We start from the raw sequence: 14,329 nt of genomic DNA, 5'->3' as shown, positions 1-14,329 counted from the left end.
GGAGCGCAAGATGAGAACGATAACATTTTGGACAAGCAGGAACCGGTTCAAGGTCTGTCGGTCGTCGACGTCCGTGGTGAAAGTCCTAGTCATGACCGGTTCGCGCGATCGCAGCAGATGTCTACAGGAAGGGCTCCCATGCCAGCAGATCTGTTCACCCGGCGTCCGGTCAGCGGTGATCAGGCGTCCATCACCTGGGGGCCATACCAAGCGGCCGTCGCCTCGGTCGGGGCGAGCCTGAGATCGTTGACCTATCAGGGACGAGAATTGGTCGCCGGGTTCGAGGCTAACGCGCTGCGTCCGGCCTTCCGGGGGGCGGTACTGGTGCCGTGGCCGAATCGGATCGCCGACGGACGCTACGTCTTCGACGGCGTGGAGTATCAGGTTCCATTGAACGAACCGGAGCGGGGCAACGCCCTGCACGGCCTGGCGATCTGGGCCGACTGGCAGATCGGCGAGCGCGACGCGTCCTCGGTGACGTTCGAATACCGGCTGGTGGCGCAGCAGGCCTATCCGGCCGATCTGGGCGTGCAGGCGACCTACCGGTTGGACGATCAGGGCCTGCACTGGTCGGTGCGCGCCACGAATCTGGGTGAGGTCCGCGCCCCCTTCGCACTCGGCTCGCACGCGTATCTGGTCGCCGGGCCGGGCCACGTCGACGATTGGACGCTAAAAGTCCCGGCGGCAGCGGTTCTGGAGGTCACACCCGACCGTCTGCTGCCGGTGGCGGAGCGTCCGGTCGCATCGTTCGAAGGCGGAACTTTGGATTTCCGCCGACCGCGTGCCATCGGGTCAACCTTCATCGACCATGCGTTCACCGATGTCACTGCCCGGGCTGACCGGCTCGCAAGAGTCGAACTGCGCACCCCATCGGGCGAGGGCGTGGCGATGACCTGGGATCCGGCGCAGCTGCCCTGGGTGCAGGTGCACACCGCCGATCGTCCGGAGCCGGAGCTGAATCGCAGTGGATTGGCCGTCGAACCGATGACCTGCCCGCCCGATGCCTTCAACAGCGGCAACGACCTGATCGTCCTCGAACCGGGCGCGAGCTTTGCGTCATCATGGACGATCGGCGCGTTGGGGGAGGATGCGTGAACGGACGGCCGCCGAGCCTGCGAGATGTCGCCGAGCGCGCCCGGGTCTCCCACCAGACCGTCTCCCGGGTGATCAACAACTTCCCCGGGGTACGTCCCGAAACCAGGGAGCGGGTTCACCAGGCCATCGACGAACTGGGATACCGCCGCAACAATGCCGCCCGCACGCTGGTCACCCAGCGCTCGGGACTGATCGGCATCATCGCCGTGGGGTCGTTCTTGTACGGCCCCACCAGCACCTTGGCTGCCATCGAAGAGGCAGCTCGCAAGCACGGCTTCATGACGCTGCTGGCGACCTTGCGCGACGTGGCGCCCGGCGGCCTGACCGAGGCCGTGAACGATGCACTCAACCATGACGTGGAGGCATTGGTCGTCATCGCGTCTCGTGAGGCGCTGTTGCGCCGCACCGCCGAACTGCAACTGAACGTGCCGTTGATCGTGGTCGGCCCCAGTCCCGACGATGTGGACGATCTGATGACGCTGAGCGTCGATCAGGCCGCCGGTGCGGCGTCCGCGATCGATCATCTGGCCGGGCTCGGGCACCGCCGGGTCGTCCTGCTGGCCGGCCCGCAGGACTGGGTGGACGCCCAGCAGCGCCTTTCTGCCGCCGAACGCGCATGCGAGCGCCACAACATCGCCACCCAGGTCGTCTTCGGTGATTGGACGGCCGCGAGCGGGTTCGCGGCCGGTCAGGAGTTGCTGGCGAGTTGGGCGTCCGATCTGAGCGGGTCGCTGCCGACGGCCGTCTTCGCGGCGAACGATCAGATGGCGCTGGGGCTGCTGGCCGCCTTCAACGAGGCGGGCGTCTCGGTGCCGAGCGACATCTCGGTGGTGGGGTTCGACGACATCGCCGGCGCCGACCACTTCAGCCCGTCGTTGACCACCGTGCACCAAGACTTCACCGCGCTCGGATTCAAGGTCATGCAGGCCACCCTCGCGGCGCTCGGCGGTGAGAAACCTGATCTGGCCCCGGTGTCCGCACAGCTGCGCGTCCGTGCCTCGACCGCTGCGCCGAGAGTGTGAGCAGCGGCGATCAAACTCGAGCTTCGAGGCGATAGCGATTGCCGGGAAGCGAGCCTATCTTTTCTCTTCGGCTCGCGGCGGCAATCACGGACGCCGCCCAGGCGATGTGCTCAGCCGAGCGCCGGATCGTGTGGATCGGCCTCGCGATACATCCGCAGGCGGGCCTCGCGGGCCTTCTCGAAATGGCCGTGCATCTGCGACCAGGAGCGGCGTCCCGAGGTGCCGGTCTGATCGACCTCGCCCCACTTGTCCGACAGCACCATGCGTGGGCGGTTGGCCTCCGCCTCGTTCTCGAACGGCAGCACGTCACCGGGTTCGGCGAGGTATTCGAGGATCTGCCAGATGCCCTCGCCGGTATAGGCGCTGACCGGGAAGATCTCGGTGCAACCGGCCAGCTTCAGCCAGCGGGTCACCCGGGGAACGTTGGCGTCCGGCGAATCGATCTTGGTGATGATGCCGATCACTGGACGATTGCAGGTCACCGTGCAGCACGGCGGATACAGCGAGTACGGCTCGGTGGCGTTCAGCAGCAGGCCGACGACATCGGCCTCATAAGCGTAAAGAGCGAGCGCGCGGGCGAGATCGGAGGTCTCGGCGTATTCGCCCGGGGTGTCGATGACGACGTTCTCGTGCCCGATGTATTGGGTCTTCTGATAGCTGAGGGCGCCGCCGTTGAGTGCCTGCCGCAGCGTGGTCTTGCCGGTCTCGCTGCGGCCCATCAAAATGATCTTGCGCATCTGCCCTACTAGGTTCTGGTGACCTCGCAGATGGTGAAGCCGAGCCGGTTCTTCAGGTAGCTGAGGATGCTCGACAGCGCCGCCTGCACATTGGCGATGCGTCCGGTGAAGATCAGCGTGCCGCTGAAACGGTCGATGAAGCCCATGTCGACCTTGGCCGCCTTGATCGCAATATCGGCGGCGATCACCGAGATCTCGGACGGGGTCATCGACAAGATGCCGATGGCCGCCTGGTCATAGTCGACCGCAGGGTCGAGGCCCAGCTTGATGTAGATGATCTCGTCCGGGCTGGCGATGATGTGGGCCAAGGTGACTTGCTTGCCCGGCACCGTCTCCTGGATGATGCGCATCTTGCCTTCGTGCATCGTGCCGAAGTCACTCAAGTCCATGACGTTCAATGTCCATCTGTCGTTGCCGCCGGTCGGGGTGGAACCCGTTGCTCTTCTTCGGAGTCTAGGACGATGGCCCAGGCCCGCAGCAGCCGCGACGGTGGAAGACGGCCAGATCGTGCAGCAGGATCACCGAATCGGATCAGGGCCGGCCCAGTCGATGCCGGGCGAGCGATACCAGGCGATCCGGCGGGCGTCCCAGCCCCGGGACAGGGCGGTGACGTCGTTGACGAATGAGTCCCAGCGTCCGACTCCCGACCCTCGCCACGCGATCTCGGCGACTGCGGCCAGCCGGGGGAGCAGCATCATGGTCAGGTCGTGGGTGCTGCGGATCGTCTCGGTCCACAAACAGGCCTCGATCCCGATCACCGAATCCCGCTCGATATCCGCGACTATCTCGAACGGGTCCCACTCGAAGGCCTCGCGCAAGTCGAAGGTGCCGGCCCAACTCAATCCGAGCGGGAACGCCTCGTGGTACTTCTGATCGAGGTAGACCCGGGTTGCCGGTGACAACAGCACCCGGACGCCGCGTTCGGCGGCCGCCCGGACCTGCCCGAAATCGAGCCGTTCGTCCCACACCTGGACGATGTCGCCGGGCTCCAGGGCCTCGGCGGCCTCCTGCCAGGCGACGACCCGGCACCCTCGCCGATGGACGATCGCCACCGCCTGTTTCACCATCGACAGATAGTCGTCATGACCGATGGCATGCGACTCGTCCCCGCCGATGTGCACCCAGCCGCCGCTCAGTTCACAGGCATAGCCGAGCACCTCTTGCAGAAACCTTCCGATCTCCGCAGCCGCGGGCGACAAGGTGGAGAAGCCCACGTCGATGCCGCCATAGGGCGGGGCCGCGACACCGGTGGGATTCAGCCCGGGCACGGCGTGCAGTGCTGCGTTGACATGGCCCGGAACATCGATCTCCGGCACAACCGCGATGCCCAGCCGATGGGCATGGGCGACGAGCCGATCCCAATCGGCGCGACCGAAGTGGCCACCCGGATTGCCGTCCACCGCCGTTGGGCCCGAGAGCTCGGTCAACTGCGGCCAGCCCGGCACCTCGATGCGCCAGCCCTGGTCGTCGCTCAGATGCAGATGCATGACGTTGAGCTTGAGCGAAGCCATCAGGTCGAGCACCAGCTCAACATCCAAGACCCCGAAGAAACTCCTGGCGACGTCGAGGCTCAGGCCGCGCCAGCCGAACAGCGGATCCATGCTCAACCCCCGAATGTTGCAATGAGGTCACAGTAGCCGGACCGCACTGGCAAACCTAATTGTAAAGATGCTTTACTAATATCGTGATCAATCGAGAGCTCCGCAGCATCGGGAAGGCGCTTCCCGCGTCGGCCCGCGCCCATAACCGGTCGGTGGTGCTGCAACAGCTCTTCGGGTCGGGTCCGGGTTCGCGGGCAGAGCTGGCCCGCACCACCGGGCTCACCCGCGTCACGGTCTCGGCGGTCGTCGAGGAACTGTCCGCCGAGGGGTTCGTGACCGACCTCGGGCTCGCACAATCCGAGCCCGGCAAGGTCGGTAAGAAGGCGACCCTGGTCGGGCTATCCGATCAGCACTGGCAGCTGGCGTCCATCAGCCTCACCAACGAAGGAGTGCTCACCGGCGCGATCCTCACCCTCACCGGCGAGGTCGTGCATCGGCACAGCGAAGCCGGCAGACTCCCGGCGGGCCAGACCGGGTTGGACGCGCTCACCGAGTTCTGCCGCCGGGTCGTGCAGACCGCCGATCACCGGATCCTGGGAGTCGGCGTATCGTCGCCGGGAATCGTGAGCCCGGACGGTGTCGTCGAAGAGGCGCCGAACCGCGGCTGGCACGATCTGCCACTCGCCCGAGACCTCACCGACGCGCTGGGCGTGCCCGTGCTGGTGGCCAACGACGCGAACTGTGCCGCCCTGGGCGAGTTCACCTTCGGTGGCGCCGACGGCAGCGGACTGTTGCGGCTGGTGATCGGCTACGGCGTGGGTGCCGGGCTGGTCAGTGGGGGCGTGCTGCTGCGCGGCGGACGCGATGCCGCCGGCGAGATCGGTCACGTCACCGTCGTTGACGAACGCGACGATGACGAGGTGCTGGGTGCGCCGATCATGTGCGCCTGCGGACGCCGCGGCTGCCTCGAAACCTTGCTCGCCACCCCGGCGTTGCGCCGGGCCATGGCCGGATTGGACACGGATGAAGCCAGGCAACGCCACCTTCGCGCGGTCGGGCAACGGCTCGGACGCGTGCTCGCGCCCGTTGTCGCGACACTGAACATCACCGAGCTGGTCGTCTCCGGTCCGGACGACCTGCTGCGCGGCCCGCTGCTGGCCGAAACCCGAGCCACCATCATCGCCCGCACCCTGCCCCGTTCCCATCGGGCCCTCAGTGTCGGAGTGTCCCGGCTGGGGGACGAGGGAGCGCTGCGGGGCGCGGCGGTGCTCGTCCTCTCGGATCGGCTGGGCATCGCATGACCAGTCCTATCCGACAACCCTGACCTGCGACCAAACCGACAACCGAAGAAGTATTCCTCCATAGACGCCACCGGCGCCGTCCTGAAAGGAACCAAAAATGAAGAAATCCGGAAAGGCAGTCGCCGCACTCGCGGCGTTGTCGATGCTCGCGCTCGCGGGCTGCTCATCGGGCGGAGGCGGGCAAGCCTCGGCGTCCGCGCAGCCCGGTGACATCACCATGTGGGTGGCCGGATCGGATACTCCCGACGAACTGCGCGAGTACCTGAAGACCACCTTCGAAGAACAGAACCCCGGATCGACGCTGACGATCGAGGAACAGAACTGGGCAGACCTCGTCTCAAAGCTGACGACCTCGCTACCGGACGCCGAGAACACGCCGGATGTGGTCGAGATCGGCAACACCCAGTCGCCGACCTTCACCACGGTGGGAGCCTTCCTCGATATCTCCGACATGTATGACGAACTCGGCGGCGACAAGCTCATTCCGTCGTTCGTCGAGGTCGGCGAGGTGGACGGCAAGAACTACGCCCTGCCCTACTATTTCGGCTCCCGCTACATGTTCTACCGTGCGGACGTGTGGAGTGAGGCGGGGCTCGACAAGCCGGCGACGCTCACCGAATTCAACGAGGACGTCGCCAAGCTGAAGACCGACTCGATGTCGGGGTTCGCCATGGGCGGCCAGGACTGGCGCAACGGCATCTCCTGGGTGTTCGCCAACGGTGGTGAATTGGCGAGCGTCGACGGCACCACCTGGACCTCGACGCTGTCGGATCCGAAGACCATCGAGGGCCTCGAGATGTGGCAGGACGTCTACCAGAACGCCTCGAATCTGCCCTCCACCGAACGCGACGTCGCCTACTGGGACTTCATCAACGACGGCACCGACGGTGCTGCTCCCGAAGCTGCCACGATCATGGCCCCGAACTGGGCACGTTGGGAGATCGGCGAGTTGACCACCAACGATGAGGGCGAAGAGGTGCGCGACGGCATGGAAGATGCCTCCAAGTACGACATCTTCGCGCTGCCTGGTCTCGACGGCGGAATCGCACCGGTCTTCGCCGGCGGATCCAACATTGCCATCTCCGCGCAATCGCAGAACCCCGAGCTGGCGAAGAATCTGCTGCGCATCGTCTATTCGGAGGAGTACCAGACGATGCTCGGTGAGAACGGACTCGGCCCGGCCAACTCCGATTTCATGTCTTCGCTTGGTGACGACAAGTTCGCCGAGACCATGGTCGAGACCGCCGAGGTCTCCAAGCTCACCCCGGCGGCGCCCGGGTGGGCGGCGGTCGAAGGTGCCTTCGTCTATGAAGAACTCTTCCAGAAGATCGCCGACGGCGGCGACGTCAGCGCGCTCGCCAAGGAGTACGACGAGACGCTGACTCCGATGCTGAATGGCGAGTCGTAGTCGTAGGTCTGGCTTGGGCCTCATAGCTTGGGGTCGCCTGCCGTCCTGGTTGCTGCCGCGAGCCGAAGGGAAAAGATGGGCTCGCTTTCCGGCAACCAGGCCGTCCGGCTCAGATAAAAAACAGTGTTAGCGGAGTTGGTATGTCTTCTCGCACCAGTGTGACCAGCGCAGACACCGGGTCTGCCGAGCACCACAAGAAGGTGCACCCGGCGCCCTATGTTCTGCTGCTGGGCGCGGTGGTGATCCTGCTGGCGGGGCTCGGATACCCGGTGCTTTGGCAGATCATCACCTCGTTCCAGAAGTTCGGCCTCGCCCAGCAGTTCGGCCAGTCGGCAGAATTCGCTGGGTTCGACAACTATGCGCGGGTGTTCGCCGATGGCCGGCTGTGGGCAATACTGGGACGCTCCATCGCGTTCTGCCTGGTCAACGCGTTCGTCACCGTGCTGATCGGGCTCGGCTGTGCGCTGCTGATGAGGGCGGTGAACCGTGGCGTCCGGATCATCATTCAGGTCTGCCTGCTGCTCGCCTGGGCGATGCCGATGGTCGCCGCGGTCACCGTGTTCCGGTGGCTGTTCGACTACCGCAGCGGTGTGATCAACTGGCTGCTCGCCACGCTCGGCCTGGAGCAATTCCGCGGCTTCTCCTGGCTGTCGCAGCCGGGCACCTTCTTCTTCGTGGCGACCTGCATCATCGTGTGGATGTCGGTGCCGTTCGTCGCGATGTCGCTGTACGCGGGGTTGACCCAGGTGCCCGGTGAGATCACCGAGGCCGCCTCGATCGACGGCGCGTCCCGCTGGCAGCAACTGCGCTACATTCTGCTGCCGATGGTGCGGCCCGTGCTGTCGATCGTGTTGTTGCTGCAGATCATCTGGGATCTGCGGGTCTTCGCGCAGATCAGGCTGCTGCAAGATGCCGGCTCTCCGGTGGCCGACACCAACCTGCTGGGCAACCTGGTCTACGAACTGGGTATGGGACGCCAGGACTTCGGCGGAGCGTCCGCGGTCTCCTTGCTGGTGCTCATCTTGACGATGGTGCTGAGCTCGCCCTACGTCCGCTCGCTGATGAAGGAGGACGAGCAGTGAGAGCCATGCCTGAGCCGCGGCGGAAGAGCTTTCGCTCCGCCCGACTGATCGCGAACATCGGCGGCCTGCTGCTGGCGCTGGTCTGGGTCTTTCCGGTTTATTGGATGCTGCTGTCGGCGCTCACGCCGAACGCCCGGTTGCGCCAGATTCCGCCCTCGTTCTGGCCCACCAACACCACCTGGGCCAATTTCCGCGCGGTGGTTGGCGACCCCGGATTCGTCTCGGCGCTGCGGATGAGCCTCGCGATCACGCTGCTGACCGTCGGCCTCGTGTTGTTCTTCGCCTTCTTGGCCGCGCTGGCGATCAGCCGCTATAAGTTCCGTGGACGCAAGGCCTTCGTGCTGGCCGTCCTCTTCATCCAGATGCTTCCCGCCGAGGGGCTGTTCATCGCGCAGTACAAGATGCTGTCGACCGTCGGTCAGCAGGTGCCGATGCTCGGGCTCAGCTCGGTCGGCGGCATCACCATTTTGTATTCGGCCGCCGTGATCCCGTTCACCGTGTGGATGCTCCGGGGATTCGTGGCGGGTGTGCCGGCCGATCTGGAGGAAGCCGCGATGGTCGACGGACTGTCGCGTCCACAAGCCTTCATGCGCATCACGTTTCCGCTACTCGCGCCCGGCCTGGTCGCCTCCGGGGTGTACGCATTCTTGCAGGCCTGGAACGAATTCACCATCGCACTCGTGGCGCTGCCCGATGCGTCCGCCCAAACCCTGCCGCTGTGGCTGCGTGGCTTCCTGAACGCGTCGGTCAACCGTGGCGTCGACTGGGCTCAGGTGATGGCGGCTTCATCATTGATCGCGGTTCCGGTGATCATCTTCTTCATGTTCGTGCAGAACAAGATGACCTCGGGGCTGGTGTCGGGAGCGGTGAAGGGATGAGCGCCCCTGACTGCCTCGTCATCGGAATCGATCTCGGTGGCACCAAGACGCAGGGGGTGCTGTACGCAGTGCGTCCGGCGGGTTGCGGGCAAGATGACGTGCTGGCGTCGGTGACGCGGCCGACTCGGCGCGGCGGCAAAGGCGTCATCGCGACGATCACGCAGGTCGCGGCCGAATTGCTTGCTGCCCGGGGCATGCGTACGGACGAATTGGCCGCGATCGGCATCGGAGTTCCGGGAGTGGTGTCCGCCGCCTGCGGCACCGTGTCACATGGTGTGAACATCGGCATCGATCAGGATGATCTGCCGCTTGCCGCGATGGTCACCGCACGGTTGGGCGTGCCTGCGGTAATGGTGAACGATGTCACCGCGGCGATGCTGGGCGCTGCGCACGCACTGGGCGTGGGCGACGATGTCGCGTTGCTGTCGATCGGGACGGGGCTGGCCGCGGGCTTGTTGCTGGACGGCAAGCCCCGGGTCGGGGCCCGTGGAAATGTCGGTGAGATCGGACACCTGGTCTACCGGGCCGGCGGGTTGCCTTGTGCGTGCGGCCAGCGGGGTTGCCTGGAGCTTTATGCCTCGGGCAGCGCGGTGGCGAGGATGTGGCCGCAAACCTCGGACGGCAGCCCCGCGGTTGCCCTCTTGGACGCCGCGGCCGGCGGGGTTCCGGAGGCGATCGAAGCCCGGGACGAATGGCTGGGCGCGTTGGCCCACGCCGTGACCGTGCTCGGCCTGACCGTCGATGTCGGAACGATCTTTCTGGCGGGTGGGGTCACCCGGCTGGGCGATCGCTTGCTGGCCGGGCTGCAGAACGAACTCGACCGTCGGGCACGATCGTCTGCTTTCCTGCAGCAGATCGACCTGGCATCTCGGTTGGTCATCGTCGACCCGCACCTGCAGGTGGGGACGCTGGGTGCCGCGCTATCGGCCTTCACCCGATCGGGGCTCACCTGACACTGTGGCGCAGCTCGGTTACCGGCAGCACCGGGCGGAGCAGCGGAACCGACCCGAGACCGCAGGACGCGAGGCCGACACCTTGCAGTCGGGTGCCCGCATAGTAGTGATTGGCCGCCGAAGACGCGACGGTGACCGTCAAGTGGTTATCACCAGATGCGAGGAGCCGACGCGCGATAGTGACCCGTCCCGGTGCCCACGGCAATTCTCCGGCAGGTTCACCATTCACCTCGACAGTCGCACTTCCGTGCACGACCGGAAGGTCAAGCTGCCAGTCGAAGGCAGTGTCCTCGTCCGAAAGGACGAACGTGTGGCGATAGCTACCGAATCCGCTGATCGTGGCGAAACCTTGGGTCTCCCAGCCTCTAATCACTTCAATAGGTGAGCTCATGCCGCCGGCAAAACTGATGGTCCAGCCCTCGGCGAGCGTTCTCGTGCGGGGAAGGGTATCGCCACCCGGTTCGACTTCGATCAGCAGGACCTGCCCGGGATCGAGGACGAGCCTGATATCGCCTTCGACTCGTTGCCAATCCGAGATCGTGCCGTCGTCCGCATTCCAGAACCGCACCTGGCCGAAAGCCCTTCCGGTATGCAATACGACCGGTTTGCGGGTGTCGGAGTCATTGAACGCCATCACGCGGAACACATCGGCATGGCGTCCCCGGCGAACCCACAGCTGCCCCGAATCGGGCGATTCATCCTCGACCCATACGTGGGTCGGTAACCCCTCGAGCACAGCTGCTCGAGCGAGTTGCCAATCGGGAATCTCGTCCCAACGAATCCGGGGAGCCCAACTCGTCTGCACAGCTCGGCCTCGATGAGTGAGTTCGGACGGCAGTGCACCGGTCGACAGAACCCGCCCGCCGGATGCCTGATAAGCCTCGAGCACGTCGATCACCCGGGAGTCATACAGCGTCTGCGCTGCCGGCAGCACAATGACGGAGTAGTTCCGTCCATGGGGCAGCCGAAGCCGATCAACGGTCGCTTTGGCACCGAGCAACTCGCGCTCATCGACAAGGTGATAGTCGAATCCGGCCCGGGCAAGGTGCTCGGTCCAAAAAGCGGTGTGTTTGCCGAACTCGTGGCCCGGGCCGTGCGCCTGGGCGGTGGCGAGTGGATAGAGCACGGCGACCTCACTCAAAGCCGTCATGCCGTCGCAGAAGACCGAAACCCGCGCGGACTCGTCCGCGAAGCTGCGGTGATAACCGAACCATGGCTCGAAGTTGATTCCGGGCGCAAAGTCGAAGCGCGGATTGCTGAACATTTGCTCGCCGTCGAATCCGTCGGTCAGCCAGAAGGCGTGCATCAGCAGCTGCCTCATGCCCAGGATATGGTGACGCATGGTCTGGGCGCGCAGTTGCTTCAGGGTCAGCTCCCACCATCCGGCGGCGAAGTGAGAGCCGGGCACGACGCGTCCGAAGTACTGTTCGATGATGCAACCCGAGCGTCCGTGAGCTCGGGCGACCGAATCACCGAACTTGGCTGACAACTGTGGATAGTCGTTGCGGGCATCGGCTGCTGTGATATCTCGCCAGGAGTCGATGCCGAAATAGTCGACACCAAAGTTGGTGCGCGGGTCATCGGTGATGACGGTGCCGGTCGGATCCCAGGTGGAGACGTGCCCGAGCACCTCATGGCCGGTGAGCAGCAGATCGTGTTCGTGACACCAGCGCGACAATGTGCCGAAGAACGCATCGATGCCACAGCTTGCGTACTCCTCGAAAAATCGTGCCCGAAGGATCGCCGATCGCTCACCGGTGTCCTCGGCCAGGCTCAGCAGCATCGGCATCCAGTCGCCACCGGCTGCCTCGCGCAGCGCAGAGTAGAACCCCTCCTCGTACATCAAGGTGGACGCAGTAGTCCCGCAGTTTTGGTCCCAGGTGAAGAAGCACGCATGTGGCTGATCGAAGAAGACATAGCGCACCGTCGAGCCGAGATAGCCATCAAAGGCGCGGGCATATGGGCTCAGACCGACCTCGGTGAAGCGTTCGGCAGCGGCAGGCATCAGGTAGTTGATCATCCGGCTGGTGGCGCAGCGAGCTGCCACGAAGAAGGTCACGCGGGAACCATCACCGAGGTGCTCGCCACGCAGATCGGCACCCAGGACGCAGCCGTCGGCGTGGCCTTCGACGTCAATCACCGAACCGGTGACGTCGGTGCAAGAAGGGCCGGGCCGCAGGCCGGTCGGCTGATCGTGCAGCACCGCCGCGATCAGCGTCCACTCGTCCCACTTCGGTTCGCCGCCCTCAAAAACCCAGTTCATGCCGGGTTCGAGCAAATAGGAAACATCGACGGGGACGATGCCCGAGATCTGTGCGCTGGCGTGCCCGTGGTCGACCGGTGCCGTTACATGAAAGAGGTGGCGTTCTCTCAGGTCGTCGTGACCGGCGACCACACGCCCGCCGGCGTGGCCACTCAGCCAGTTGTATTCGTCATAGATGCCGACGATCATGTTCTGCCTGCGGGCCTGCTCGGCAGCCAAGCGGCAGGCAGCCAGATAGTCGTCCGATAGGTACTGATCGAGTGGAAAGGACAGCCTGGTCTGAATCTGGAAGGACTGATACCCCGCCCGGCGCATCGTGGCGACCTGCGTGGTGATCTCGTCCGGGCTCGGAACACGATGCCAGAACCAGTAACAAGCGGGTGCATTGAACGGGCCCGGGTGGGCGAATTCTGCTCGGCCTCCGTCCGAGCAGATCTCGGTGGCGGCCTGCGGAACCGTTACCTCATTCATTGGCCGTGACCTTGGACGCAGGACGCCTCGAGCGATCTGGTTGAGGATCGAACCTGAAGGCGAAGGTGAGTAGGGCATACAGTGCAGCGCCGACGGCCATGGCCACCACCACGCCCACGTTGCTCGTCCCGATGACTCCTGCCCGTTGTTCTGGGGTGAGGAGGAAGCCGACAAACTTCGCGATGTTCGGGTCAGCGGATGTCACCATACCGAGCCCGATGACGGTCGCGACGACCAGCGAGGTGACCGCCGTCCAACGCCAGGAGCGTCCGCCAAGACCGGCGGGTTCGGCCATCCGTACATCCCAGCCCATCTGTCGCTGCCGGATGAAGTCGATGAGCTGAATGCCGCCCATGGTGCCCATCGGTACCGCGATGAGAGCGAGGAAAGCCTGGAACGTTGCCAGGAACGAGTCGGAGATGAACAGCAGGTAGAACGCTCCTGCCGCGATGATGAGCCCATTGACGGTGGTGACCATCATCCGTGAGCCGGGTAAGCCCACCGCCATCAGAGCCAACCCGGACGAGTAGATGCCGGTCATTGCCGCTGAGACCAGCGAGATCACGATGACGACGCTGAACGGAACGAAGAACCAGGTGGGAAGCAGACCGGTGAGCGCCGCGATCGGATCGATGGCCGCCTGGGCGCCGAGATCAGGATTGGACCCTGCCAGCAGCACACCCAGAATCAGCAACACGCCGACCGGCAGCGAGATACCCAGTGTCGACCAGCCGATGACTCCACGGGCCGGGGTGGAGGGCGGAAGATAGCGGGCGAAGTCACCGCCGTAGTTGAGCATGCCGAGGCCGACCATGGTCATCGCCATCACCGCGCCGCCGATTACCGTCAAGGGCGATCCAGCCGGTTGGTTGACGAGATTTGCCCACTCGATGTGCGGGATGATCATGAATAAGAAGACGATCGACATCAGCCCGGTCAACCACGAGATCCATTTCTCGGCACGCATGATCAGCGCATGGCCGGCGAGCGCGAACCACATGGTCAGTACCAGGACGACAACGAACCAAGTCCCGATCAGCCACATGACCGGGCGCCCGCCGGCGGTGGCGAACTGGGCGGGCCACAGCCTGGCGAAGATATTCGCGCCGGTCGTGGACGCCAAGGTGATGATCGTGACCTTCCAGCCGATATTCGAGATATAGGCGAAGGCGGCCGGGATCTTGTTGCCGTGATATCCGAAGGCGAATCGGGTCTGAGTCAGCGTCGGCAGTCCCGTTCTGGGGCCGCCGACCGACAAGATGCCGACCAAGAATGATGAGACGGCGTATCCGGCCACCCCGGCAAGAATTGCCTGCAGCGGGCTGAGCCCCAGCCCGTAGACGTAGATGCCGTAGCCGACGCCCATAATCGAGACGTTCCAGGCGAACCAGACGGCAAACAGATCCCGGGACCTGCCGCGCCTTTCGTTCAACGGCACCGGGTTGACGCCGTTCGTCTCGGCGCCACTCGGCGCGGTGATTGTGGTGGTGGCTGCTCCGTCGTCAGACATTCGCTCATTCCTGGGTCCGGTGGGTTCCGGCGCGAGTCTACGAGAGCGTGAAACCCGATTTCAGAGCG

The 14,329-nt window shown here is 64.8% G+C and carries 12 protein-coding genes; 7 read left to right on the top strand and 5 right to left on the bottom strand.

From position 1 onward, the window contains the following. The first annotated feature begins 138 nt into the window (after positions 1–138). On the top strand, positions 139–1,095 hold the full coding sequence (locus QQ658_RS12920) for an aldose 1-epimerase family protein (protein WP_286025245.1): 957 nt from the start codon (positions 139–141) through the stop codon (positions 1,093–1,095). Next, the gene (locus tag QQ658_RS12915) at positions 1,092–2,117 is read left to right on the top strand and encodes a LacI family DNA-binding transcriptional regulator (protein ID WP_286025244.1); all 1,026 of its coding nucleotides are present in this window, start codon (positions 1,092–1,094) and stop codon (positions 2,115–2,117) included. Before QQ658_RS12920 ends, QQ658_RS12915 begins: the two co-directional genes overlap by 4 nt. A 110-nt stretch (positions 2,118–2,227) precedes the next feature. Here QQ658_RS12915 and QQ658_RS12910 read toward each other — a convergent pair whose 3' ends face one another. The 3 genes from QQ658_RS12910 to QQ658_RS12900 form a co-directional block, all read right to left on the bottom strand. Next, positions 2,228–2,854: a EutP/PduV family microcompartment system protein gene (locus tag QQ658_RS12910; RefSeq protein ID WP_286025243.1), complete on the bottom strand. Its 627-nt coding sequence runs from the start codon at positions 2,852–2,854 to the stop codon at positions 2,228–2,230. Between the two features lie 8 nt (positions 2,855–2,862). Continuing rightward, complete coding sequence (locus tag QQ658_RS12905) at positions 2,863–3,243, bottom strand: BMC domain-containing protein (RefSeq protein WP_286025242.1); 381 nt, start codon at positions 3,241–3,243, stop codon at positions 2,863–2,865. Positions 3,244–3,372: 129 nt separating this feature from the next. Continuing rightward, entirely contained in the window at positions 3,373–4,455 is a 1,083-nt protein-coding gene (locus QQ658_RS12900) for a family 20 glycosylhydrolase (RefSeq protein WP_286027118.1), read from the bottom strand. A gap of 83 nt (positions 4,456–4,538) precedes the next feature. On the opposite strand from QQ658_RS12900, the gene QQ658_RS12895 reads away from it, so the two are divergent. From QQ658_RS12895 to QQ658_RS12875, 5 genes are all read left to right on the top strand, one after another. After that, positions 4,539–5,696 carry an ROK family transcriptional regulator gene (locus tag QQ658_RS12895; protein ID WP_286025241.1) on the top strand — a complete coding sequence of 386 codons (1,158 nt, stop codon included), beginning with the start codon at positions 4,539–4,541 and terminating at the stop codon, positions 5,694–5,696. Positions 5,697–5,793: 97 nt separating this feature from the next. Continuing rightward, entirely contained in the window at positions 5,794–7,104 is a 1,311-nt protein-coding gene (locus QQ658_RS12890) for an extracellular solute-binding protein (protein WP_286025240.1), read from the top strand. Positions 7,105–7,244: 140 nt separating this feature from the next. Next, the gene (locus QQ658_RS12885) at positions 7,245–8,186 is read left to right on the top strand and encodes a carbohydrate ABC transporter permease (RefSeq protein WP_286025239.1); all 942 of its coding nucleotides are present in this window, start codon (positions 7,245–7,247) and stop codon (positions 8,184–8,186) included. A gap of 5 nt (positions 8,187–8,191) precedes the next feature. Next, entirely contained in the window at positions 8,192–9,064 is an 873-nt protein-coding gene (locus tag QQ658_RS12880) for a carbohydrate ABC transporter permease (protein WP_286027117.1), read from the top strand. Continuing rightward, on the top strand, positions 9,061–10,017 hold the full coding sequence (locus QQ658_RS12875) for an ROK family protein (protein ID WP_286025238.1): 957 nt from the start codon (positions 9,061–9,063) through the stop codon (positions 10,015–10,017). The genes QQ658_RS12880 and QQ658_RS12875 overlap by 4 nt, the downstream gene beginning before the upstream one ends. On the opposite strand, the gene QQ658_RS12870 is transcribed toward QQ658_RS12875, so the two are convergent. Further along, complete coding sequence (locus QQ658_RS12870) at positions 10,010–12,751, bottom strand: hypothetical protein (RefSeq protein WP_286025237.1); 2,742 nt, start codon at positions 12,749–12,751, stop codon at positions 10,010–10,012. The two genes, QQ658_RS12875 and QQ658_RS12870, sit on opposite strands and share 8 nt — an antisense overlap. Continuing rightward, positions 12,744–14,261 carry a purine-cytosine permease family protein gene (locus QQ658_RS12865; protein ID WP_286025236.1) on the bottom strand — a complete coding sequence of 506 codons (1,518 nt, stop codon included), beginning with the start codon at positions 14,259–14,261 and terminating at the stop codon, positions 12,744–12,746. The genes QQ658_RS12870 and QQ658_RS12865 overlap by 8 nt, the downstream gene beginning before the upstream one ends. Between the last annotated feature and the right edge of the window lie 68 nt (positions 14,262–14,329).

This window comes from Propionimicrobium sp. PCR01-08-3 (genome assembly GCF_030286045.1).
Lineage (GTDB): Bacteria > Actinomycetota > Actinomycetes > Propionibacteriales > Propionibacteriaceae > Brooklawnia.
The sequence above is the reverse complement of the archived record's forward strand: the minus strand, read 5'-3'. Positions and strand labels throughout refer to the sequence as shown.